Below are 20,792 nucleotides of genomic sequence, written 5' to 3'. Positions count from 1 at the left end.
CCAGCCTGCAACTCACCCGTGCCGACGTTCAGGGATAGGTGACGGTCTTGGGCGCGCCGTCGGGCAGCGGGATGCGCTCGTCATTGTCCTGCGGAACTTCGGGGAAGCGGCCATTGCGCCAGTCCTCTTTCGCCTGCTGTATGCGCTCGCGGCTGGAGCTGACGAAGTTCCACCAAGCATGGCGCTCGGTCTGGAAAGCCTCGCCGCCAAGCAGCACGACCCGCGCTCCGCTCTTGCTCTCCAGCGTCATGTCGCGGCTTGGCTGAAGTACCGCGAGTTCATAAAGCTTGAGCGCGTGCCCATCGACATTCGCCTCGCCGCCCACCAGCATCACCGCGCGTTCGTCGGCATCGTCTTCTAGCGGGATCGCGCCGCCTGCGCCCAGCACGATTTCGGCATAGATCGTGTCGGCATAAGTGGTGACGGGCGCCCGCTCGCCCCATAATTCGCCCATGATGACGATGGCCTTTGCCCGACCATCCTCGATCACCGGCAGGTCCGACACGGCTTCGAACGCCGGGTCGGTTTCTTCCTTCCCATCGGGCAGGGCGAGCCAGGTCTGCATGCCATAAAGCTTAGGGCCGGCTTCGCGTTCTTCTTGCGGCGAGCGTTCTGAATGCACGATCCCCTTGCCCGCCGTCATCAGATTGACCTGCCCTGGCCTGATGGTCGAGAAACTGCCCAGGCTGTCGCGGTGGTCGATGGCGCCTTCGAACAGCCATGTGACGGTGGCAAGATTGATATGCGGATGCGGCCGCACATCCATCCCGGCGCCGAGATCCAGCTGCGCCGGGCCGAACTGGTCGATGAAAATGAAGGGCCCCACCATGCTGCGCTGCTTGGAGGGCAGCACGCGGCGCACCTGAAACTGGCCCAGATCGTGGGTAGTCGGCGTCAGCGTCAGTTCGAATTGGCTCATTTCCCGTCCAGTTCTTCATAATGACGGAAGATGCCGTCCTCGTTGAAGGCAAGGCGTTTATCGCTGGCTAGATACGCTGCCACACCATCGATCCGCGCCACCGCATCGCGCACTGCGACCAGGTGCGGATAATCGCTCTCGACCGATTTCATGCGGTTGGGGAAGGCATAGCGCAATCCCTCGATCAGTTGGAAGATCGAGGTGTCGACATGGCTCCATCGCTCGCCTGCCACGAAGGGTCCGTCGATCTTGCTATAGGCTGCTTCGAAGTGATCGAAATATTTCGGGATGCGCTCTTCGCGGAAAGATTTTGCAGCCTGCGCGGCGGCGTCTTTCTGGTCGTCGTAATAGAGCGATCCGGCAATCGGATGATGCGTGTCATGCACTTCCGCGACGACATCGGTGATCGTCAGCTGCATCTGGATCAAGTGCAGATCCAGGCCGCGGTCGCCAGTGCCGAGATCATGACGGTCGGTCAGCCAGGAAAGGATATGCGCGACCTGCGCGATGGCGAAGTCGCTTTCCCGATCGACGAGATAGGGCGGGGCATAGGGTGCAAATTCCGAGGATTTCTCCCGCGCTTCCATGTCTTCGACCAGCGCCTGTGCATCGCTGTCCCGCGCGCGGTCGCGCCATGCAATACCGGCAGCAGCCATGAACACGCGGGCGAATTCGCCCCGACCCTGGATCGAGGGCCAGTACCACAGATCATAGGGTGCATCCGTCATGGCGTCGGCGCCGATGCCTGGATTGCGAGCGCATGCACACGGTCGCCCGGTATGTCGCCCAGCGCCCGGTTCACGGCGCGTTGGCGGTCGACCCGGCTCATGTCGGCAAAGGCAGGTGCTTCGATCACCACGGTAAAGTGCGATTCCCCGCTGCCGTCATCCCCGGCATGGCCGTGATGTTTCGCGCTGTCGTTGACGATTTCCAGCCTGGTCGGGCTGAATTCCTCGGTCAAAAGGCGTTCCATTTCCTGCTGGACCGTTTCGGCCATCGGCTGAATTCTCCTGTTCAAAGCCTTGCTTCGTATCGAAGGGTTTGCATCCGGCAAATCCTTCACCATTCTAGAACGAATGCGCCAGTCAAAGTTTCACGGAAGATATGAAGATACCGGCCGGATATGCGATCACCCGGCCTGCAACGAGCCGGGAGAGTTCCGCGCGCCGGGCAGCGGCCACCGTTTCGACGGGCCCGGCCAATGGCGCTGGATGTGCCTGGATCACGTGCGCGAATTCAATGCCGGCTACGACTGGTTCGAAGGCATGAGCGCGGAAGAAATCCTCGATGCTCAGGGTCCGGTAAGCGGCTGGCGTACCGAAAGCCCCAGCTTCCGGCCCACCGCCGGTGTCGACGGCATGCCGCGCTGGGCCGATTACACCGATCCCCTCGATGCGATCTCGGCGCGGGCCAGCGGGATCAAGAGCCGCGCCCGGCGCGAGGCGGAAATCGCCATGGAAGGAAGGTTCAGCCGCGAAGAGGCAGAGGCGCTCGAAGTCATGGGTCTGGGAACCGATACGGACAAGAGCAGGCTGAGGCGGCGGTATACGGAGCTGGTCCGGCGGTATCATCCCGACCGCAACGGCGGCGATCGCCAGTACGAATCCCGCCTCAACCGGGTTGTCGAGGCTTATCAAACGCTTCGCAAGGCCAGTGCCATCGGGTAAACCGGAGGTGCCCGCGAAGTTACCTCCGGGTTTCCCTTTTCACGCTTGCACAAGACGCCGCTTTTGGCTTGGGTATGCCCGGCATGACCGGGGCGTATATTCTCAGCATCAATATGTTCGTTGCGGCCCTGTTTGCCGTCGCCTTCTCCGTCGTGGCTTCTACCAATCCGACAGTGCGCGGGGCGCGGTGGCTGGCCGCGGGTTACGGGATCGGAGTGCTGGACGTTGCCCTGGAGTTCAGCCTTCCATGGCTGGTCCACCCGGATCTTGCCGTCTTCAGCATCTACGTCGCCTATCTTGCGGCGCTGTCCTGCGGCGTGATCGGCGTGGCGACGCATTACGGGGCTGGGCCGCCCACCCGCGCAATCCTGGCCATTTGGCTCTTGGCCGCCGCGCTCATCCCGGCAATGATAAGCCTGCCATATGGATCGGGGCCGCGGTCGTTGCTGTATCAGACACCATACGTGTGTCTGCAGCTTCTGATGACATGGGTGGTGATGCGATCCAGCCGCCAGATGGCACTGGACAAGCTGCTCGCCACAGTGAGCTTCCTGGTCGCCGGGACCTATCTGGTGAAGGTTGCCGTCGCCTGGAGGATCGGCATTGCAAGCGGGCCGCAAGGCTATCTTTCGTCGGACTATGCGGCGATTTCACAGACCCTCGGGGCCGTGTTCCTGATCGCGCTGGCGCTGGTCCTGCTGCTGGTCATCATGCGCGATACGACGCTGGAAATGGTCGTGCGGTCCGAAACCGATCCGCTGTCCGGCCTGCTCAATCGCCGCGGGTTCACAAGGCATGCGGAACGGCTGGTTAGAAAGGCGAAGCGCACCGGCCTGCCGCTGTCTCTCGTGACGATCGATCTCGACCGGTTCAAGGCCATCAATGACGGTTTCGGCCATGCCGCAGGCGACATGGTGATCGCGGATTTCGCCGGCCTGCTGGCCCAGTCGGTCGATGGCAGCGATCTCGTCGCCAGAATGGGCGGGGAAGAATTCGCCATCCTGCTCCCCGGTCGCGGCGCGCAAGAGGGCGGCCGGATCGCAGAAGATATCCGATTGGCCATCCTGGAGGAGTTGCCCCGCCGCGATGGATTGCCCGACACGGTGACGGCATCCTTCGGAGTGGCCGAACTGGCGAATATGGACCAGCTTTCGGATCTCAGTCGCAAATCGGATGCCGCATTGTACAAGGCGAAAACGATGGGGCGCGACAGGGTTGCGATCGCCTCCCATTGAACGCAATGGCTGCGGTCAGCCCATCTGAGGGAACCAGCCAGACGTTTTCTCATTTGGGTCGTGGAGGAAAACCGTAAATGTCAGACGATACCAGCCGATCGGGACTTAAGTCCTCAAATCAGGCTCACCGAGCGATTTACCCGTCAGACGCGCAGCGGGATGCCTTCGATGGCTCGTCCGGGCTGCTGTTCGAACAGGCCATGGGGCAGACGCGCATGGCGGTTTGCCTTACCGATCCTCGCCTCGAAGACGATCCTATCGTGTTCTGCAACGAAGCTTTCCAGCAGCTCACCGGTTACCGCGAAGTCGAAATCCTCGGGCGCAATTGCCGGTTTCTTCAGGGGCCAGATACAGATCAGGCGCAGGTCGCCAAAATCCGCGAAGCCATTCGCGATGAAAGTGTCGTCGTCGTCGAATTGCTGAATTACCGCAAGGACGGCTCGAGCTTCTGGAACACCCTTCATCTCGGCCCGATCTACGATGAAGACGGCAATCTGCGGTATTTCTTCGGCAGCCAGTGGGATGTCACCGACATCCACCAGTCCCGTGCCGAGGAACGGCATGCGAAAGCGATGGCGAGAGAGGTCTCGCACCGGCTCAAGAACGTTTTCGCCGTCGTGGGCGGCATCGTGAACATAACCGGCCGGTCGATGGATTCCCGGGACGTTGCGAAAAAGATCAACGAGCGTATTCAGGCGCTTGGCCGCTCCTACGAACCGACCCTGGACGAAGCCTCGCTCGGCACCATTCATGTAGGGCAGGCGATCCGGTCCGTTCTGGCGCCCTACGATCCCGAAGGCGACCGGTTCATCTTCGAAGGGAACGGCGTGCGGACAGAACCCAATGCGATTTCCGCGATCGGGCTGACGCTTCACGAGCTCGCCACGAATGCGACCAAATATGGCGCGCTGTCCAACCGCGAAGGTACCATCACCGTCCATTGGCAGCACATCAAGGACAAGATGGACAATTCCGCGCTGGAGGTGACCTGGATCGAACAGGGCGGGCCGCGGATCGAGCAGGAGCCGGATATGGACGGCACCGGGTTCAATATCTCCAAAACCCTCCTCAATCATGCGCGCGGCGTGCTTGAAGCTGAGTGGCCTCCCGAAGGCCTGCAGGCGCGCATTCTCGTCCCTCTTACAAGAAGATCATTATGAGCCTCACCTACCTGGTTCTCGAAGACGAACCGCTGATTGCCATGGATCTCGAATTCGCAATCGAGGATATCGGGCATGAGGCCGTCGTCGCAGTGAACAATGCCGAAGCGCGCCAGGCGGTGGCGGACAACACCATTGCGGGCGCCATACTCGACGTCAGCCTGGGTGATGGCGAAACCTGCGAACCGACCGCGAAATTGCTCAGCGAGCACAGCATTCCCTTCGTCCTCCATACCGGCGATCTTGACCGCGTGGGCGAACACCTCCGGGCGCTAAACGCCCCGGTCCTGCCCAAACCGCAGGCTGCGGACGATGTGATCGAGAAGCTGGTCGGGATGGCGGAGAAAGCCTGAACGCCCGCGCGCGCGATCGGCAGCCAGCGTTATCCGGCGGCAATTACCCGGCCTCGTCAGCTCTGGCGGAAGGCCCACCGCAGGGTCTTGGCCGTGCCCCAGGTCATCGCCCGGGCCGACAAGGCCCCCAGCGCGGGGCGCTTGAGACCCAGCATCGACCGGGCAAAGGGCGGCAGCAGCGCCACGCTTTCGCTGACGATCGCTTTCTGCAGCGCGGGCGGGGCGCCTTCGGGCTTTATCGACACCACGAATTGCGCGACCTCACGCGCCTGCGGGCTGGTGCGCAGATCCTCCCGCAGCTCGCGGAAAATCGCTTCCGCTTCCCTGCGGTTGGTGGGAATGGGATCGGCACCCAGCGCCTCGGCAACAAGTGCAAACTGTCGGTAATATTCGTCCTGCTCGCGGCCCGGCATGTCGGGCCGGGTCACGCGCATGTAGCCCGCAAGGAAACTGGTCGCCTCGGCCACATGAACCCAGGCTAGCGTGCGCGGATCGGTGGCGGAATAGGGCGAACCGTCGGGCAGGGTGCCTTTCACGTGTCTGTGAATGCGATTGACCCGCTCGATCGACTGCATCGCAACCTCGCGGTCGCCAAAAGTCGTGTCGGTGATGAAATGGGCCGTACGCGCCAGCCGGCCGTGCATATCGCTGCGGAAATTCGAATAATCGAGCACGCCCTGCAGCGCATGCGGGTGCAGCATCTGCAGGAACAGCCCGCGAATCCCGCCCACCATCATGCCCACGATATCGGCGTGGACCATGCGGATCGGGCTGTCCTTTTCGAACAGCGCATCCTCCGACACCGGGCGCGGCTGGGCCTTGGCATCGCCTTCGTTGAAGGTGGCGCGCACGGTGCCGACTATGCGCTGGCGTAGAAATTCGAGGGGATCGGGCCGGTTCACAATCCCAATATAGGCTTGGCGTTGCCGAGATAAATGCCTAGGTCGCTTGAGCGATGAACGATATGACCGACAAGAGCTTCGAACCTTCCGAAAAGACCGTCCTGCCCGCGCCAGACATCGAGGTCGATGTGCGCGAGACTTTCGGGATCGATATCGACTGGAAGGTACCCGCCTTTTCCAAACCCGATCCGCGCACGCCTGACCTCGACGACGCCTATGTCTTCGATGCCGACACCACGCTCGCCATCCTGGCCGGTTTCGCGCATGATCGCCGAGTGATGGTCCAGGGCTATCACGGCACGGGCAAGTCGACCCATATCGAACAGGTCGCCGCGCGCCTCAACTGGCCGTGCATCCGCATCAACCTCGATGCCCACATCAGCCGGATCGACCTCGTCGGCCGCGATGCCATTGTGCTGCGCGACGGCTTGCAGGTCACCGAATTCCGCGAAGGCCTGCTGCCCTGGGCGCTCCAGCACCCGGTCGCATTGGTGTTCGACGAATATGACGCGGGCCGCCCCGACGTTATGTTCGTGATCCAGCGCGTGCTTGAACAGCAGGGCAAGCTGACCCTGCTCGACCAGAACCGCGTGATCCGTCCCGATGCCAATTTCCGCCTTTTCGCCACGGCCAACACCGTCGGGCTGGGCGATACGAGCGGACTCTATCACGGCACCCAGGCGATCAACCAGGGCCAGATGGACCGCTGGAACATCGTCACCGCGCTGAACTATCTGCCTGCCGAGACCGAGCAGAAGATCACCGAGGCTAAGAACCCGGATACCGATCCCAAGATCCTGGCCGACATGATCAAGGTGGCCGATCTTTCGCGCCAGGGCTTCATAAACGGCGATATCAGCACGGTGATGAGCCCGCGGACCGTCATCACCTGGGCGCAGAACTATGCCATCTTCAAGGACGTGGGCTTCGCCTTCCGCCTCTCCTTCCTCAACAAATGCGACGAGGAAGAGCGGATGCTGGTGGCCGAATATTACCAGCGCGTCTTCGGTGACGATCTGCCCGAAAGCGTCGTTGGGAAGAGTTAATCCTGCTGCCACTATGCATAACTGTGTTATTAATATAGCACAGTGAAGCCATGGCCTTGATTGATTCCATCTTCCGCAAAGAGCGTACCGAGCCGGAGCCGCCCGCGCACCGGGGCTATTACGCGCTCAGCGACGACTGGGACGATGACGATGCGTGGGACGACCGGCTCGACGATCTCGACCACGCCGTCGCCGCCGAGGAACGCCGGCGGCTCAAATGGTGGCAGCGCGACCATTGGCTGGGCCGCCGCAAGCGCTGGTGGATCGTCCGCATCCTGGCCGCGCTGGTCGCCCTGTTCATGGTGCTGGTGGCCTGGCTGGCGGTCACTGCGCCGCTCAACAAGTCGCTCGAACCGATTGCCGCGCCGCAGATCACGCTGCTGGCATCCGACGGCACGCCCATCGCCCGCAACGGGGCCATCGTGGACGAACCGGTGGATATCGACACGCTGCCGCCGCATGTGGTCGAAGCCTTCCTCGCCATCGAGGATCGGCGGTTCTACGATCACTGGGGCGTCGATCCGCGCGGGATTGCCCGTGCGGCCTTCACCGGCACGGGCGGCGGCTCCACCATCACCCAGCAGCTGGCGAAATTCACCTTCCTGACGCCCGAACGCAGCCTGTCGCGCAAGGCGCGCGAGGCGCTGATCGCCTTCTGGCTCGAAGCGCGGCTGACCAAGGACGAGATTCTCGAACGCTATCTGTCCAACGCCTATTTCGGCGACAATGTGTACGGCCTGCGCGCGGCCAGCCTGCACTATTTCTACCGCAAGCCGGAAAACCTGCTGCCCAATCAGGCGGCCATGCTGGCGGGCCTGTTGCAGGCGCCCAGCGCCTATGCGCCCACCCGCCATTATGACCGCGCGGAAAAGCGCATGCAGCTGGTGGTCCAGTCCATGGTCGCGGCAGGCTACATCACCGAAGCGGAAGCCAGGGCCATGCGCCCGCCCGCGCTCGACGTGCGGCTGAAAAGCGATCTGCCCACCGGCACCTATTTCGCCGACTGGGCGCTGCCCGAGGCGCGCAAGCTGTCGGAAACCGGCTATTCGCGCCAGGCGCTGACCACCACGCTCGATGCGCGACTGCAGAACATCGCCCGACGCGTCACCAGCCGCGCCCCGCTGGGCAATGCGCAGGTGGCGCTGGTGGCGATGCGCACCAATGGCGAGGTCGTCGCCATGATCGGCGGCAAGGATTACGAAAAATCGCCCTTCAACCGCGCCACGCAGGCCAAGCGCCAGCCGGGATCGACCTTCAAGCTGTTCGTCTATCTCGCCGCGCTGCGCGATGGCTGGGACCCTGATGATACGATCAGCAACCGCCGGATCGAACAGGGCGGCTATCGCCCGGAAAATTCGGGCGGGCGCTATTCCGACAGCCTGACGCTGCAACAAGCCTTCGCGCAGTCGAGCAATGTCGCCGCCGTGCGCCTGTTCGGCGAAGTGGGCAGCGCCAAGGTGATCGAGACCGCGCGCGATCTGGGCGTCACATCGCCGCTGACCAAGGGCGATCCCAGCATGGCGCTAGGCACCTCCACCATGAGCCTGCTCGAACTCACCGCGGCCTATGCCGGGGTGGCAGGCAATGCCTTCCCGGTCGAACCGCGCGCCTTCGCCGTGCCCGAACGCGGCTGGCTCGAACGCATGGTCGATGGCCCCTCCAGCCTGCCGGGCTCGACCGCGCGCAAGATGGAGCAATTGCTGGGCGGCGTGATCGATAGCGGCACCGGGCGCAGCGCGAAGCTGTCCATGCCCGCTTTCGGCAAGACCGGCACCACCCAGAACAACCGCGATGCGGTGTTTGTCGGCTATGCCGGGGATCTGGTCGTCGGCGTGTGGATCGGCAACGACGACAACACCCCGCTCAAGGGCGTGTCGGGCGGCGGCATGCCTGCACGCATCTGGCGCGATTTCATGAGCCAGGCCTTAGGCACCAGCGCTGCCCCCAGCCGCCCCGCACCGACCGATCTGCCCGATCCGGGCGGCCCGGTCGAACCGCTCGACGTGCCCGATCTTGGCGATATCCCCATCGGCGACGGCAATTCGCGCGTCCGCATCCGCAATGGCGAAGCCGTCTTCTCGACCGAGATCGACGGCGTGCCGGTGGATATCCGCGTGGGCGAAAACGGCATCGGAGTCGATGAACAGGCGATCGAGGAAGCCCGCCGCGCCGCAGAACAACGGCGCGAGCAGGCCGAACAGCGCTATGAAGATGTCCGGCGCGAATTCGATCGCGAGCTTACCGAGGGCAATTAGCCCCCAGCATCAGCCCTCAGGCTCGGCCATCAGCACATTCATGACTGCCGTGGCGATGGGGCGCGACCGGTCGTCCTGCCACGCCTCGACCGTCAGATTGGCGCTGCGGCGCCCCAGCTTGGTTATGCGGCCCTTGGCAAAGCTCGCCTGGCTCTTGCCCGCGGCGAGATATTGCACGGTGATGTTGATGGGTTTGAGCACCGCATCGCGCCCGATCCGCGCCAGCTCGGTGCGCAGCGCGGCATAGCCAGCCGTCTCCAGCAGCCCACCGGTCGCGCCGCCATGGAAATGCTCTGGCCGGCCCTCGACCGCCTCCACGAATTCCACCGTCATCACCGGGGCATCGTCTTCCCACTCGGACAGCTTGATGCCCAGCGACCTTGCATAGGGCGTCAGCAGCTCGATATCGGGATGGTCCTTCGCCTCAGCCACGGGGCACCTCCCGCTTCACATTGGCGCTGATCTTCATGAAGACGCCCTGGATATGAGCCACCGGATCGTCGGCATCGCCGTCATGCGCCAGCCCGCGGACGAAGGCCGCGCTGCGCGTTATCCGATAGCATTGCGAGCGGCCGAACACCGCCGCACCGGCGCGGGCAGGGCGCACGTAATCCACCCGCAGATCCAGCGTGGCGATGGGTTCGAAGCGGTCCATCGCCTTCCAGATCGCAATCCCGCTGGCCATGTCCATCAGGCTCAGGATCGGACCGGATGCCAGCACCTGCTGCCCTTCCTCGCCCAGCAGATCCTCGCGCCAGGGCAGCTCCAGCTCGACCCAGTCCTCCCCATGATCGGCATAGCGCATGCCCAGCCAGCCGGGATGCCCGCGGCTGGTCAGGAACGGGGTCGCCGTGACGGGATCGAACTTGGGCTGGTTCACGCTATCATTCATTTTTCAGTCACTTGCGTTGGCAAACCCATGTCCTATCAGGCCGGAAGCTCTGCGGCATTCGGCGCTTCTTGTCCAACCTCAAATGAGAGCTTTTTGGGTCCGATTGGGGTTAGCACGCGCCCCCTAGACCGTCTCTAACTTCCGCTAGTCTGCGATCTCCGCGTTTCCCGTGAAGCCAAAGCTCAGGCGATCTCGCGTGGTCGCATAGGAGATTACCGCGAAAAGATTTGAGTATCGCTCATCGGCGTCTTCATCGTCCGACGGATCATCTGGCTGGTCGAAAACAATGGTGTCGCCTGAAACACGCAGCGCCGATCGCGGCTCGATGCCGGCATGTACCTCCAGCGCCGCGGCGTATTCTGCCAGCGAACCGAAGTCTTCACGGTCTGGAAAGCCTTCCAGCAGCCCGGCCTCGTTCAATCGAGCCTCCATCATCGCCAGCATTTCAGGTCGAGCCAGCTGCGAGACGAAGTTCGTATAAGCGGCGAACATGGCACGATCCTGAAACGTGACGATCTCGTCGCCCGCAGCCTTTTTGATGCACGCAAAATTTTCAGAAGTCGCTCCAGAGTTTGGTGCAATCGCAACCTGGATGCTCTGGAGATAGTCTTCGTATGAGACCGTGAACCCACGCCGATCGAGGCCGCAATCGAGCAATCGTTGCTCGATTATCCGTTCTTGGATCGTCGAAGGTTCGGGCGGAATATCAATCATCATGTAATAATAGCGCTAAGGTCAATATCGGCAATGGGATCTTCAGCAGACCCCTTTCCCCACAAATACAATTTTTGCCTTTCGACAGTCGGAAATTCTTCAAAATATCAAGAAGCGCTCTCGGGAGTAGAGCCGTTTATTCCTTCTTTGATTCCAAGCCGATCAATAGGCGTGAAAAGCAGGATGTTGTACAAGTATAAAACATTTTTCATTCCGACCCGCTCGATTGTTCACGTTCAGCGCGAATTTTGTTCCATAGAAATACGGCCATCTTCACCATCGCAGAAGACCTTCCCGAAGAGTCGCTAATATCCGAATTTTCTTTCAGAAATTTATCTATCGTCCGCCGTAATTCTTCGGCGAATGGATCATATTCCAAAGATATTTCTTTGGTGGGATTGTTAAGCGTGTGGATCAGATTGTCGGCCCATTTCTTCGCTATAACCGGATGCGTTTCCACGAAAAGCATATATAGACTTTCGATTTGCTCGTCGGAGCAAGATATCGGAAAAGTAAGATCCAACATAATCAATCTCTTTTGGCGGTCCTGGGGATCGAAGACGAAATAGATTGAATTTCTATTATAAAAAGATCGAATTAGCGCTGCATCCCAGCTTCGCCGATCATTGCGTGATTGGACTCAAGAACTACTCAACGATCCTCCGCTGCTTTTCCGACCCGCTCGATTGTTCATGTTCAGCACGAATTTTGTTCCATAGGAATCCCGCCATATCCATCATCGCAGTAGACCTGCCATCAGAATCGCTAATATCCGAATTTTCTTCCAGAAATTTATCTATTGTCCGCCGTAATTCTTCGGCGAATGGATCATATTCCAAAGATATCTCTTTGGTGGGTTTGTTAAGATTGCGGATGAAATTGTCGGCCCATTTCCTAGCCATGACAGGATGCGATTCCACGAAGAGCACATATAGGCTTTCGATTTGCTCGTCGGAGCAAGATATCGGAAAGGTAAGGTCCAACATAATCAATCTCTTTTGGCGGTCCTGGGGATTGAAGACCAATTAGATTGAATTTCTATTATAAAAAGATCGAATTAGCGCTGCAGCCCAGCTTCGCCGATGATTGCGTGATTGGACTCAAGAACTACTCAACGATTCTCCATTGCTCGGTTTCTATTTCCGCTTGAACTGCCATGGCGGGCTGAGCAAAGTCGATTAGGCTCACGACGCCGCTCTGACGGAGGCCTGATGCGCTCCTATGCCCGCCAGAACGCCTGCTGCGGAGGCAAGTGTGGCGTTGTGCATCGGCGTGGCGCCATCGCCCGCCGCCCACACTCCATCGACCGATGTTGCGCCCCACTGGTCGACCTTGACGTAAGGTCCGGTTGGTCCATCCTCGTGCTCGCATCCGAGCATCGCGGCGAGCGGCGTGGCGGGTCTGGTTCGCGGCGCGGTAAACACGGCCGCTACTTCCACGAACCGTCCATCCGCGAGGCGGACGCCGTCGAGGACGGGCGCTTCGCCCATCAGCTCCACCACAGGAGTACGCTCGATGGTGATGCCGCGTGCGGCAAAGGCGTGGATCTCGGCCGGTTCGGGCTCGAATTCTCCCTGGGTGAAATAGGTGGTCGGCCCCCAGTCGGGGATCAGGACGGCCTGATGCGCGGACATCGGATGGGCCGCGATCACGCCGAGCGGCAGGTCCCGCATTTCGTATCCGTGACAGTAAGGACAATGGAGCACGGTTTCTCCCCAGCGCTCGCTCATGCCCGGTATCGGCGGCAATTCGTCCGCGACGCCGGTTGCCAAGACGAGACGCCTGGCGCGGTGTTCGCTGCCGCCCGCTAGTTCGATTGCGAATCCATCGCCGTCGGCACGGGCAGCGATGGCCTCGCCCGACGTAACCTCGGCACTGGGATAGCGCAGCAATTGAGCACGGGCATCGCGGATGATCGCTGCAGGCGCCCGGCCATCCTGTCCCAGAAAGCCGTGGGCTTCGTCTGCAAAGCGGTTACGGGGCATCCCCGCATCGATCACGAGCACCTTCTGCCGCGCCCGCGCCAGCTGCATCGCAGCCGACATTCCCGCAAAACTGCCGCCCACCACAATCACATCGTACATGTCGTCACCTTTCACATAACATTACCTGTTACATGAGAGGCTTTCGGATCTTTTGCAACATCGAATGTGACATGATATCACAATGGTCCTTGATCGGAGTTCGAAAATTTGGACGCGCGCCTTTCCCGAATGCTTCACTTGCTGATCCACATGGGCCGGATGGACGGTCCTTTGACGTCCGATGCGGCTGCGGTGATGCTGGGCACCAATCCGGTCGTGATCCGGCGGACGATGGCAGGGCTTCGCGATGCCGGTTACGTGCGCTCGGTCAAGGGCCATGGGGGAGGCTGGTCGCTGACATGCAAGCTGCACGAGATCACGATGCTCGATGTGCATCGCGCGCTGGGGGAGAACCGGATTTTTGCGCTCGGCCCCGCCGATCCTGACCCTGCGTGTCTGGTGGAACAGGCCGTCAACCGCTCACTGGAGAGTGCGCTGCGCGAGGCGGAGGCATTGTTGCTGGAACGCCTGGCCGATGTCTCGCTGGCCGATATCGCGGCTGACTTCGACCAGCGTTTCGGGGAGCTGCCGCCTGACAATCGGGCGAGCTAGCGAAGTGCTTCCGGAAAGGCGCCTTTGACGGGGCACTTTAAGCGGCAGCGGTTGCCCGAACCGGTTTTCGAGCCACTCCTCGAAACCGACCGCTGCAGATAAAAACTCAGGAATGCGGAAAGCCGAGGTGTTTCCGTAACGGCCTAGGTGCGGCCTTCTCCCGCCAGCGTCCTACCAGAGCGTGTAGACGGTCAGCATGAACAGGATCACCAGCACGCAGAAGGCCACCGCGCGTCCCGCTGCCGACAGGAAACCGCCTGTCTGGTCAGCGCAGTTGTCTGGCTGTTCGAAGACTTTCAGAAAACTCATATCCGTTTTTGCTCCCCATCAAAAACCGCCGCCTGCCAAAGCGTCTATCGCACCCTGCAGAATGATCGCAGCGGCGTGGCTGTCGACCTTCTCTGCCCTCTTGGCACGGCTCATGTCCTGGCCGATCATGGCGCTCAGCGCGCTCGAGGTCGACCACCTTTCGTCCCATAGAAGGATGGGAAGTTCAAGCGTCTGGGAAAGATTTCGGGCATAGGCGCGGCTCGCCTGCGCGCGCGGGCCCTCGCTGCCGTCCATGTTGAGCGGCAGGCCGATCACGATACCCTTGATATTCCGCGCGGCGACGATCTCCTTCAGCTTGCCCGCATCCTTGGTGAACTTGCTGCGCGGCACGGTCTTGCCCGCCGTGGCATAGCGCCAGCCGGCGTCGCACACCGCCACTCCGATGGTCTTGGTGCCGAGATCGAGGCCCAGCAGCGCGCCGCCTTCGGGCAGCGCATCGCCATATTCCAGCGCGTTGGCGGTAATCACGCTTCGGAGGGAGCCGGCGTGGCCGATGCAGCCAGCGCGCGGACCCGGCGCAGCACGTCTTCCTGCAGATTCTTCCAGAACAGCGGGATGTCGTAGACGTGGTAATTGCCGCCAGGCAGCACGCCGGGGCCAAGATCGGGCGGATCGCCGATCAGCAGCAGGCCGCGCTCGTCGCAGCGGGCGGGAATGGCGCCCACGATGAGCTCGCCCGAGCGCAGGTCGGCGCTGGGTTTGAGCGTGCCGAGATTGGCCTCTGCCGGGGCCGAGCCGCCGGTCGCCCCGGTCAGCGGATTGACGCACAGGATCGGCCCGTCGCCGCGCGGCTGTCCGTCGAAGCCCGGGGTGGCCTGGTACCGGCTTTCGAACAGATCGGCATCGCCGTCGTCGCTGAAGGCGGAATAGGCGATCAGGCAGCCGGTCTGGGCGGGCGCGGCGCAGGCCGGGAGGGGCAGGGCGGGCAGATCGTGTTCGATCGAGATCGGCCAGCCGATGGCATAGACCGCGGCGATCCGGTCGCTCAGCCCGCGCGCTTCGGCCCGGTCGATCAGCAGGCGCAGGATATGGATCGCGCCCTGGCTGTGGCCGGCCAGCACGATGGGTTTATCGGGATCGACGCTGTCGAGGAAATAGTCGAACGCCTGCGCCACATCGGCATAGGCCGCGTCGATCGCCTGCTGCGCCTCGGGCCGGTCGGTCAGGAAGGCCCCGGCTGCCGCCTGGCGGTATTTCGGCGCCCAGATTTCATCGGCCCGGTTGAAGGGGCTGGCCAGCCCGCGCAGGAAGGTCCGCGCGCGGCTGTTGGTCGCCGCATCGTCCAGCGTGGCGTTCCAGGCGGTGCCTCCGGCCTTCAGGAAACTGGTCGGCGGAACGAAGAAGACGGCGAAATCGGGGATTGCGGCCGGATTGGCGGCTTCTCCGGTGACGGAACCCGTTGTTCGGGCGTCGGCGGCCCGATCAAGAGGGCGTTCGGAGCCAATTCCGGAACGATTTGGGGTGTCCTCGGCGGTCGGATTGGTTGCATCGGCCGCCCCGTTTTCGGCAGGCTGGGCGATGGCCGGCTGGTACCGCGACGGGTCGCTCGTCCCCAGGCCGGGCCGCGAATACCACATCTCCGGATCTTCATAGGCATTGGCGGCCAGCGCCTCCTGCTCGACGAAGTCTCCGCGAGGAACAAAAGCGATTTCAGTGGCTTCGCGCGACCAAATCGACAGCGCGATAGCGCCGCCGATGACGATCACGATGAGCAATGCGACGATGAAAAGAAACTTGCGGACCATGTCAGGCAGCTTCCGGCGCGGCGTGGGGTTCGACATCTCCCTTGCGGCGCGCAGACCGCCGTTCGAGCGCCACCTTTATCATCGCCAGCAACGGATCCGCCAGCGCCAGCCCCAGCAGGCCGAACAGCACCCCGAAAATCAGCTGCGCCGAAAGCACCAGCGCGGGCGCGAGATCGACGGTTTTCTTGGCGATCATGGGCACCAGCACATAGCCGTCGAAGTTCTGGACGAGGAAATAGACGAAGATCGTATAGAGCCCCATGTCGGGCCCGCCGGAGAAACCGACGAGGACCATCAGAATTCCTGAAATAATGGCGCCGATGTTCGGGATGAAGGCCAAAAGGCCGGTCAGCAAACCCAGCAAAGCCGCCATCGGCACCGAGCCGATCCCGATCACCATCCCGCCGAATGCGAGCATGATCCAGGTAAAGAATCCCTCGAAGGCCATGCCCACCAGTCGTCCGGCCATCAGGCGCCGCAGCGTATACGCCTGGTGGCTCAGCGTGTCGTAGAACCCGCCTCGCTGGCTCGCGGGCACGATCCACGCGACGCCGCGCTCGTAAATGCGTGGGTCGATTGCGAGGTAAATGCCGATAATTATGATCAGAAACAGCGTGGTAAGTCCGCCGAAAATGCCGCCGATCGCCTTGGTTACCGTGCCCACACCGCTCGCCATGCTGCCAGCGAAACTCTGGATGTCGCCGGACCGGATGGCAAAGCCCTTCGACTGGAGGAAGCCGATCAGCCGCCCGAGTTGCTCATTGATGATCGACGGGAATTGGGCGGCCTGCTGCGAGATCTGCGATCCGGCGAAATATCCCAGCCAGATAAAGAATGCCGTCACCAGCAGCAGCACGATGGCTACCCGCAAGCCGCGCCCGACAGGAATGACCTTGGCCAAGAGGCGCGCCCCGCCGTCGACCATGCAGGCAAAGACCATGGCGCCGAAAATCACCAGCAGCGACTGGGAGATGTGGATCACCAGTACGATCAGCCCGATGACAAGCCCCCAGACGAGCGCGCGGCCAGCTTCGAACCGCAGCTTCGGATCGCCGATATAGGTCGGGCTTGCGCCCGGATCGTCGTGATAGGCAAGGTCGCTCGTATCGACCTGCTCGTTTGCAGTCTCCGACGATTTATCAGTCATTCCGTGCGGTTCCCTGTCTGCGCCGGGCGGAGCGTGGTCCAGGCACGGCCTTCACGCAAGCTCGTAAACCAGGAGATGGGGTTTAGCGTGGTCGTGCCATCGAGCGAGAATGTGATGAATTCCGCCCGACCGCCGATATTGGTCAGCGGAACCGGCCCCAGCAGGCCCCGCGAGGAGTTGAGTTCGCGACTGTCGGCCGAATGGTCGCGGTTGTCGCCCATTACGAATACAGCATCGTCCGGAACGGTGATCTCGGCGAAGTTGTCGAGCGGCTGATTGAGGTGGTCGATGATCAGGTAGGTCGCCCCATTGGGCAGGGTTTCCCGGTACACCGGAACCCGGCAAACCGGCGTTCCATCGTCGTTATTCACCAGGAAGGTGGGATCGCCAAAACCGTAGCAGCGCGAATTCTCGTCGACAGGGAGGTCGAGCGGGGGCTCTGCTTCCTGCTGGATCGGATTGCCATTGAGAATGATCTGGCCGTTCTGGACAGCAATACGGTCGCCGGGCAGGGCGACAACCCGCTTGATGTAATCCTCATCCCGCTCGGGATGAACCGGGATCACGATATCGCCATATTCGGGCGTAGAGGCGAACAGCCGCCAATCGCCGCGCGGCGCAAGATGAAAACTGATCGAAGACCAGTTCCATCCATAGGGATATTTGCTGACCACCAACCGGTCGCCGACAAGCAGGTTCGGCAGCATCGATTCCGATGGAATGTAGAAAGGCTTGGCGATAAAGCTGTGAAACGCGAAAACTGCCAGCAACATCAAGGCCAGGCCGCGAATTTCTGCGATCCAGTCGACGCGCTTGTCGTGCTGCTTGTTCTTCTTGGTCTTGTCGGTCACTGCGGCGGTATCTGCACTCATTCGGGAAGGGCTTCGATGATCACGAATGCCTGTGCCCATGGATGATCATCGGTGAGAGTTAGATGAATGCGCGCCTCATGGCCCTGCGGCACCATTTCGGCAAGCCTTTCCGCCGCGCCGCCAGTCAGATGAAGTGTCGGCGCGCCAGATGGGGCATTTACTACGCCGATGTCCTTGTGAAATACGCCTTGCGAGAACCCTGTCCCGACCGCCTTCGCAAAGGCTTCTTTCGCCGCCCAGCGCTTGGCGAAAGTGCCGACCCGGGTGAAGGGACGCTTGTCCGCCTTGGCACGCTCGACATCGGTAAAACACCGCTGCTCGAATTTCTCGCCCCAGCGTTCCAGCGAATTAGCGATGCGGTCCATATTGGTCAGATCGTTGCCCATGCCGATGATCATCTGAGCGTTCCTCTCATCTGGCCTCGTCCATCAATTCGCGCATGTGGCGCACCGCCTGCTCCAAGCCAACAAACACAGCTTCTCCAACGAGATAGTGGCCGATGTTCAGTTCGGCGAGCTGCGGAATGGCGGCAATCGGCTGCACGTTTTCATAGGTGAGCCCATGGCCAGCATGCGGCTCGATGCCGTTCTTTGCAGCCAGGGCGGCCATGTCGGCGACGCGCTTGAGCTCCTGGGCCATCCTTTCGTTATCGCCGTCCAGGTGGGCGTGGGCATACTCTCCCGTGTGGAATTCCACCACCGGCACACCCAGCCGCAGGGCAGCGTCGAGTTGCCGCTCTGTCGCCTCGATAAACAGCGAGACCCGAATGCCTGCGTCGCGCAATTTGGCGACGATCGGCGTCAGCGTATTGTGCAGCCCTGCCGCATCGAGCCCGCCTTCGGTCGTGCGTTCCTCGCGCTTTTCCGGCACGATACAGGCTGCATGCGGCGCATGTCGCAGCGCGATTTCCAGCATTTCTTCCGTCGCAGCCATCTCGAGATTGAGCGGCAGGTCGGTCGCTTCCTGAATACGCCGCAGATCGGCATCCCTGATATGGCGGCGATCCTCGCGTAGATGGGCAGTGATACCGTCGCCGCCGACACTCGCCACGATTTGCGCAGCGCGAACCGGATCGGGATGGTCGCCACCGCGCGCATTGCGAATGGTGGCGACGTGATCGATGTTCACGCCCAGGCGGAGGGGAGGGGTCATTGACATGCAACTGCGCTCAATATGTCGAAGGTAAAGCCGTTCCCGGACCACACTTCGCCGAAGGAGAAGATATCTTCGCCTTGCTCTGTGGCCATTGCGACGATGATGCCGCTGTCGGGCAGGATGAGATTGCGAATCTGATATTTGCCGATGGCACCGCGGCGCTCGACAATGCGGACATCGCCGCTACAGCCGGCGAGAGGCGCGGCGAATGCCCATTGGCCCAGAGCCATGTACCCAAGCGCCGGATCACCGGTCCACATCGCTTGCAATGGTTCGTCGCTGAGGAGACGTTTGGCGAGCAGGGCCCGGTCAAATCTGACCATATCCGAAAGCGGCCCGACCAAGCCGCCCGCCGCGCCGTAGCGAGGAAGGATCTTTCGATAAAGTTCGTCAGAACCTGCAAATTCAAGCGTGCCGCCGCCGCCCAGAAAGCGCGTTCCCGTTAATCCGGCCGGGCCCGCGATCATGTCGGAGACGAGTTTCTCGAGAGAATGCCCCGTTACCATCTCAAGGGCGGCACCAAGCACGATGTAATCGCAATTGTTATAGCTGTAGCCCGTCTCAAGAGGCTCGCCCAACGTGTTCGTACACCAATCCAGAGTCGAGGGAAGGTCGCTAGTGTAGAACGCAGGCCAATCACCTGATGATCCAGCTTCGTCGGGATTGGGAAGGGGGGACCGATGCTGAAGCAGTTCGCGCCAGGTGACGCTGCTGCCTGCGAGACGAGGGACGTAGCGTCCGACTGGTTCGTCGAGCGACATTTTGCCCATGCCAACCTGTTGCATCGCTAATGTGGCCACAACTTGCTTGGTCACCGAAGCCCAGGGCCAGAGTTGATCCGCTGCTCTCGGCCCAAAGGCGCGGCTTTGTATGTCTTCATCGCCGCCCAAAGAGATGGCGATTTCGCCGCGAAAACCATTGGCATTCGCCAGCTTGGAAATTGCGGTGTCAGCCACGCTTGTTCCATCCGCCACTCCTCCTCCCGGCACCTCGCCAACTGACGCGCAAGCGCCAAGAAGGGTGAGCGCGGAGGCAAGGAGAAAGGGGCGAAAGATCAAGCCTTGCGGCTTCCGGGCTTGGTGATATCGATGGCTGCCAGCGCCTCTGGCACCTCGTCTTCGGCATAGGTCGGGAAATTGATGTGAATGAGCGGGAAGAACGGCACGCCCGGATCGGCGGACCCGTTGCTTCTATCGACCAGAGCAACCTCGGCGATCACTTCGCCGCCTTCGCGCTTTACCGCTTCGATGGCTTCCCTGCTGGAGAGACCGGTAGTGACGACATCTTCCACCATCAGGACCTTGGCGCCTGGCTCCAGACGGAAACCGCGCCGCAGCTCGAAAGTGCCTTCGGGACGTTCGAGGAACATGGCGTCTTTACCCAGAGCGCGTCCCATTTCCTGGCCTATGATGATGCCGCCCATTGCAGGGCTCACGACCACATCTATCTGATTGCGGATGTCGCGGGGTATCTTCTGGCCAAGCGCAAAGGCGAGTCGTCCGGCGCGCTCGGCGTTCATCAGCACGCGTGCGCACTGTAGATAATGCCCGCTGTGGCGTCCGCTGGAGAGCAGGAAGTGACCTTGCAGCAGGGCGTCGCTGGCGCGGAATTCGGAGAGGATTTCGTCTTCTGTCATAGTGCGAAAACCCAAAGCGCCTCGCGACGATTTGCGCAAGAGGCAAAGAAGGATGTATATTTTTATCCCGCCGCGGCTTGAGGCTGGCTCAAACCCTGCCTATAGGGCGCATCGCAACCGGGCCTCGC

Annotated in this window: 26 protein-coding genes; 7 read left to right on the top strand and 19 right to left on the bottom strand. The window is 61.5% G+C overall.

The genetic code is table 11. The features are described from left to right. Positions 1 to 28: 28 nt before the first annotated feature. The 3 genes from K3175_RS03810 to K3175_RS03800 are packed head-to-tail and all read right to left on the bottom strand — an operon-like array spanning position 29 to position 1,916. A complete protein-coding gene (locus tag K3175_RS03810; RefSeq protein ID WP_221542011.1) occupies positions 29 to 919 on the bottom strand; it encodes a pirin family protein in 891 nt (296 codons plus the stop codon). Beyond that, entirely contained in the window at positions 916 to 1,647 is a 732-nt protein-coding gene (locus K3175_RS03805) for a glutathione S-transferase (RefSeq protein ID WP_221542010.1), read from the bottom strand. Before K3175_RS03805 ends, K3175_RS03810 begins: the two co-directional genes overlap by 4 nt. Next, positions 1,644 to 1,916, bottom strand: coding sequence for a BolA family protein (locus K3175_RS03800; protein ID WP_221542346.1), 273 nt, complete (start codon positions 1,914 to 1,916; stop codon positions 1,644 to 1,646). The genes K3175_RS03805 and K3175_RS03800 overlap by 4 nt, the downstream gene beginning before the upstream one ends. 79 nt (positions 1,917 to 1,995) lie before the next feature. Between K3175_RS03800 and K3175_RS03795 the strand changes: the two genes are divergently transcribed. From K3175_RS03795 to K3175_RS03780, 4 genes are all read left to right on the top strand, one after another. Next, positions 1,996 to 2,586 carry a J domain-containing protein gene (locus K3175_RS03795; RefSeq protein WP_221542009.1) on the top strand — a complete coding sequence of 197 codons (591 nt, stop codon included), beginning with the start codon at positions 1,996 to 1,998 and terminating at the stop codon, positions 2,584 to 2,586. 83 nt (positions 2,587 to 2,669) lie between these two features. Next, positions 2,670 to 3,821: a GGDEF domain-containing protein gene (locus K3175_RS03790; RefSeq protein ID WP_221542008.1), complete on the top strand. Its 1,152-nt coding sequence runs from the start codon at positions 2,670 to 2,672 to the stop codon at positions 3,819 to 3,821. A 77-nt stretch (positions 3,822 to 3,898) separates the two neighbouring features. Next, the gene (locus K3175_RS03785; protein ID WP_221542007.1) at positions 3,899 to 4,981 is read left to right on the top strand and encodes a PAS domain-containing protein; all 1,083 of its coding nucleotides are present in this window, start codon (positions 3,899 to 3,901) and stop codon (positions 4,979 to 4,981) included. Then, a complete protein-coding gene (locus K3175_RS03780; protein ID WP_221542006.1) occupies positions 4,978 to 5,334 on the top strand; it encodes a response regulator in 357 nt (118 codons plus the stop codon). Before K3175_RS03785 ends, K3175_RS03780 begins: the two co-directional genes overlap by 4 nt. A gap of 56 nt (positions 5,335 to 5,390) precedes the next feature. Here K3175_RS03780 and K3175_RS03775 read toward each other — a convergent pair whose 3' ends face one another. Further along, a complete protein-coding gene (locus K3175_RS03775) occupies positions 5,391 to 6,236 on the bottom strand; it encodes an oxygenase MpaB family protein (protein WP_221542005.1) in 846 nt (281 codons plus the stop codon). A 53-nt stretch (positions 6,237 to 6,289) separates the two neighbouring features. On the opposite strand from K3175_RS03775, the gene K3175_RS03770 reads away from it, so the two are divergent. Together K3175_RS03770 and K3175_RS03765 are read left to right on the top strand one after the other, a co-directional pair. Further along, positions 6,290 to 7,282: an AAA family ATPase gene (locus tag K3175_RS03770; protein ID WP_221542004.1), complete on the top strand. Its 993-nt coding sequence runs from the start codon at positions 6,290 to 6,292 to the stop codon at positions 7,280 to 7,282. A 50-nt stretch (positions 7,283 to 7,332) separates the two neighbouring features. Next, positions 7,333 to 9,537: a transglycosylase domain-containing protein gene (locus K3175_RS03765; protein ID WP_221542003.1), complete on the top strand. Its 2,205-nt coding sequence runs from the start codon at positions 7,333 to 7,335 to the stop codon at positions 9,535 to 9,537. 9 nt (positions 9,538 to 9,546) lie between these two features. On the opposite strand, the gene K3175_RS03760 is transcribed toward K3175_RS03765, so the two are convergent. From K3175_RS03760 to K3175_RS03735, 6 genes are all read right to left on the bottom strand, one after another. Then, positions 9,547 to 9,969, bottom strand: a complete 423-nt coding sequence (locus K3175_RS03760) for a PaaI family thioesterase (protein WP_221542002.1) — start codon at positions 9,967 to 9,969, stop codon at positions 9,547 to 9,549. Beyond that, positions 9,962 to 10,429 carry a PaaI family thioesterase gene (locus K3175_RS03755; protein WP_221542001.1) on the bottom strand — a complete coding sequence of 156 codons (468 nt, stop codon included), beginning with the start codon at positions 10,427 to 10,429 and terminating at the stop codon, positions 9,962 to 9,964. The genes K3175_RS03760 and K3175_RS03755 overlap by 8 nt, the downstream gene beginning before the upstream one ends. A gap of 144 nt (positions 10,430 to 10,573) precedes the next feature. After that, a complete protein-coding gene (locus K3175_RS03750) occupies positions 10,574 to 11,146 on the bottom strand; it encodes a hypothetical protein (protein ID WP_221542000.1) in 573 nt (190 codons plus the stop codon). Positions 11,147 to 11,351: 205 nt separating this feature from the next. After that, entirely contained in the window at positions 11,352 to 11,669 is a 318-nt protein-coding gene (locus K3175_RS03745; RefSeq protein ID WP_221541999.1) for a hypothetical protein, read from the bottom strand. A gap of 121 nt (positions 11,670 to 11,790) precedes the next feature. Beyond that, complete coding sequence (locus tag K3175_RS03740) at positions 11,791 to 12,129, bottom strand: hypothetical protein (protein WP_221541998.1); 339 nt, start codon at positions 12,127 to 12,129, stop codon at positions 11,791 to 11,793. A 198-nt stretch (positions 12,130 to 12,327) separates the two neighbouring features. Then, positions 12,328 to 13,227 carry an NAD(P)/FAD-dependent oxidoreductase gene (locus K3175_RS03735; RefSeq protein WP_221541997.1) on the bottom strand — a complete coding sequence of 300 codons (900 nt, stop codon included), beginning with the start codon at positions 13,225 to 13,227 and terminating at the stop codon, positions 12,328 to 12,330. Positions 13,228 to 13,335: 108 nt separating this feature from the next. On the opposite strand from K3175_RS03735, the gene K3175_RS03730 reads away from it, so the two are divergent. Continuing rightward, positions 13,336 to 13,779 (top strand): Rrf2 family transcriptional regulator, encoded by a 444-nt coding sequence (locus K3175_RS03730; protein ID WP_221541996.1) that lies wholly within the window; start codon positions 13,336 to 13,338, stop codon positions 13,777 to 13,779. 171 nt (positions 13,780 to 13,950) lie between these two features. On the opposite strand, the gene K3175_RS03725 is transcribed toward K3175_RS03730, so the two are convergent. Genes K3175_RS03725 through pyrE form a run of 9 tightly spaced genes read right to left on the bottom strand, consistent with a single transcriptional unit; the run spans position 13,951 to position 20,664 of the window. Continuing rightward, the gene (locus K3175_RS03725; protein ID WP_221541995.1) at positions 13,951 to 14,088 is read right to left on the bottom strand and encodes a hypothetical protein; all 138 of its coding nucleotides are present in this window, start codon (positions 14,086 to 14,088) and stop codon (positions 13,951 to 13,953) included. An 18-nt stretch (positions 14,089 to 14,106) separates the two neighbouring features. Beyond that, positions 14,107 to 14,577, bottom strand: coding sequence for a Holliday junction resolvase RuvX (gene ruvX / locus K3175_RS03720; protein ID WP_221541994.1), 471 nt, complete (start codon positions 14,575 to 14,577; stop codon positions 14,107 to 14,109). Further along, positions 14,574 to 15,854 (bottom strand): DUF3089 domain-containing protein, encoded by a 1,281-nt coding sequence (locus K3175_RS03715; protein WP_221541993.1) that lies wholly within the window; start codon positions 15,852 to 15,854, stop codon positions 14,574 to 14,576. The genes ruvX and K3175_RS03715 overlap by 4 nt, the downstream gene beginning before the upstream one ends. 1 nt (position 15,855) lies before the next feature. Next, a complete protein-coding gene (locus tag K3175_RS03710; protein ID WP_221541992.1) occupies positions 15,856 to 17,001 on the bottom strand; it encodes an AI-2E family transporter in 1,146 nt (381 codons plus the stop codon). Next, entirely contained in the window at positions 16,998 to 17,873 is an 876-nt protein-coding gene (gene lepB, locus K3175_RS03705; protein ID WP_221541991.1) for a signal peptidase I, read from the bottom strand. Before lepB ends, K3175_RS03710 begins: the two co-directional genes overlap by 4 nt. Then, positions 17,870 to 18,271: a holo-ACP synthase gene (gene acpS, locus K3175_RS03700; RefSeq protein ID WP_221541990.1), complete on the bottom strand. Its 402-nt coding sequence runs from the start codon at positions 18,269 to 18,271 to the stop codon at positions 17,870 to 17,872. The genes lepB and acpS overlap by 4 nt, the downstream gene beginning before the upstream one ends. Before the next feature lie 13 nt (positions 18,272 to 18,284). Continuing rightward, the gene (locus K3175_RS03695) at positions 18,285 to 19,025 is read right to left on the bottom strand and encodes a pyridoxine 5'-phosphate synthase (RefSeq protein WP_221541989.1); all 741 of its coding nucleotides are present in this window, start codon (positions 19,023 to 19,025) and stop codon (positions 18,285 to 18,287) included. Then, entirely contained in the window at positions 19,022 to 20,086 is a 1,065-nt protein-coding gene (locus K3175_RS03690; RefSeq protein WP_425594823.1) for a serine hydrolase domain-containing protein, read from the bottom strand. Before K3175_RS03690 ends, K3175_RS03695 begins: the two co-directional genes overlap by 4 nt. Further along, complete coding sequence (gene pyrE / locus K3175_RS03685) at positions 20,083 to 20,664, bottom strand: orotate phosphoribosyltransferase (RefSeq protein ID WP_221541987.1); 582 nt, start codon at positions 20,662 to 20,664, stop codon at positions 20,083 to 20,085. Before pyrE ends, K3175_RS03690 begins: the two co-directional genes overlap by 4 nt. Between the last annotated feature and the right edge of the window lie 128 nt (positions 20,665 to 20,792).

Source organism: Qipengyuania aestuarii (assembly GCF_019711535.1).
GTDB classification, from domain to species: domain Bacteria; phylum Pseudomonadota; class Alphaproteobacteria; order Sphingomonadales; family Sphingomonadaceae; genus Qipengyuania; species Qipengyuania aestuarii.
This window is presented reverse-complemented; position numbering and strand designations above follow the sequence as displayed.

Bases quoted from the DNA above. Each gene is read 5' to 3' on its own strand.
- acpS (WP_221541990.1), bottom strand. From the start codon at position 18,271: ATGATCATCGGCATGGGCAACGATCTGACCAATATGGACCGCATCGCT.
- K3175_RS03785 (WP_221542007.1), top strand. From the start codon at position 3,899: ATGTCAGACGATACCAGCCGATCGGGACTTAAGTCCTCAAATCAGGCT.
- K3175_RS03810 (WP_221542011.1), bottom strand. From the start codon at position 919: ATGAGCCAATTCGAACTGACGCTGACGCCGACTACCCACGATCTGGGC.
- K3175_RS03790 (WP_221542008.1), top strand. From the start codon at position 2,670: ATGACCGGGGCGTATATTCTCAGCATCAATATGTTCGTTGCGGCCCTG.
- K3175_RS03795 (WP_221542009.1), top strand. From the start codon at position 1,996: ATGCGCCAGTCAAAGTTTCACGGAAGATATGAAGATACCGGCCGGATA.
- pyrE (WP_221541987.1), bottom strand. From the start codon at position 20,664: ATGACAGAAGACGAAATCCTCTCCGAATTCCGCGCCAGCGACGCCCTG.
- K3175_RS03770 (WP_221542004.1), top strand. From the start codon at position 6,290: ATGAACGATATGACCGACAAGAGCTTCGAACCTTCCGAAAAGACCGTC.
- K3175_RS03800 (WP_221542346.1), bottom strand. From the start codon at position 1,916: ATGGCCGAAACGGTCCAGCAGGAAATGGAACGCCTTTTGACCGAGGAA.
- K3175_RS03755 (WP_221542001.1), bottom strand. From the start codon at position 10,429: ATGAATGATAGCGTGAACCAGCCCAAGTTCGATCCCGTCACGGCGACC.
- K3175_RS03740 (WP_221541998.1), bottom strand. From the start codon at position 12,129: ATGTTGGACCTTACCTTTCCGATATCTTGCTCCGACGAGCAAATCGAA.
- K3175_RS03765 (WP_221542003.1), top strand. From the start codon at position 7,333: ATGGCCTTGATTGATTCCATCTTCCGCAAAGAGCGTACCGAGCCGGAG.
- K3175_RS03805 (WP_221542010.1), bottom strand. From the start codon at position 1,647: ATGACGGATGCACCCTATGATCTGTGGTACTGGCCCTCGATCCAGGGT.
- K3175_RS03735 (WP_221541997.1), bottom strand. From the start codon at position 13,227: ATGTACGATGTGATTGTGGTGGGCGGCAGTTTTGCGGGAATGTCGGCT.
- K3175_RS03695 (WP_221541989.1), bottom strand. From the start codon at position 19,025: ATGACCCCTCCCCTCCGCCTGGGCGTGAACATCGATCACGTCGCCACC.
- K3175_RS03710 (WP_221541992.1), bottom strand. From the start codon at position 17,001: ATGACTGATAAATCGTCGGAGACTGCAAACGAGCAGGTCGATACGAGC.
- K3175_RS03725 (WP_221541995.1), bottom strand. From the start codon at position 14,088: ATGAGTTTTCTGAAAGTCTTCGAACAGCCAGACAACTGCGCTGACCAG.
- K3175_RS03750 (WP_221542000.1), bottom strand. From the start codon at position 11,146: ATGATGATTGATATTCCGCCCGAACCTTCGACGATCCAAGAACGGATA.
- K3175_RS03745 (WP_221541999.1), bottom strand. From the start codon at position 11,669: ATGTTGGATCTTACTTTTCCGATATCTTGCTCCGACGAGCAAATCGAA.
- lepB (WP_221541991.1), bottom strand. From the start codon at position 17,873: ATGAGTGCAGATACCGCCGCAGTGACCGACAAGACCAAGAAGAACAAG.
- K3175_RS03715 (WP_221541993.1), bottom strand. From the start codon at position 15,854: ATGGTCCGCAAGTTTCTTTTCATCGTCGCATTGCTCATCGTGATCGTC.
- K3175_RS03780 (WP_221542006.1), top strand. From the start codon at position 4,978: ATGAGCCTCACCTACCTGGTTCTCGAAGACGAACCGCTGATTGCCATG.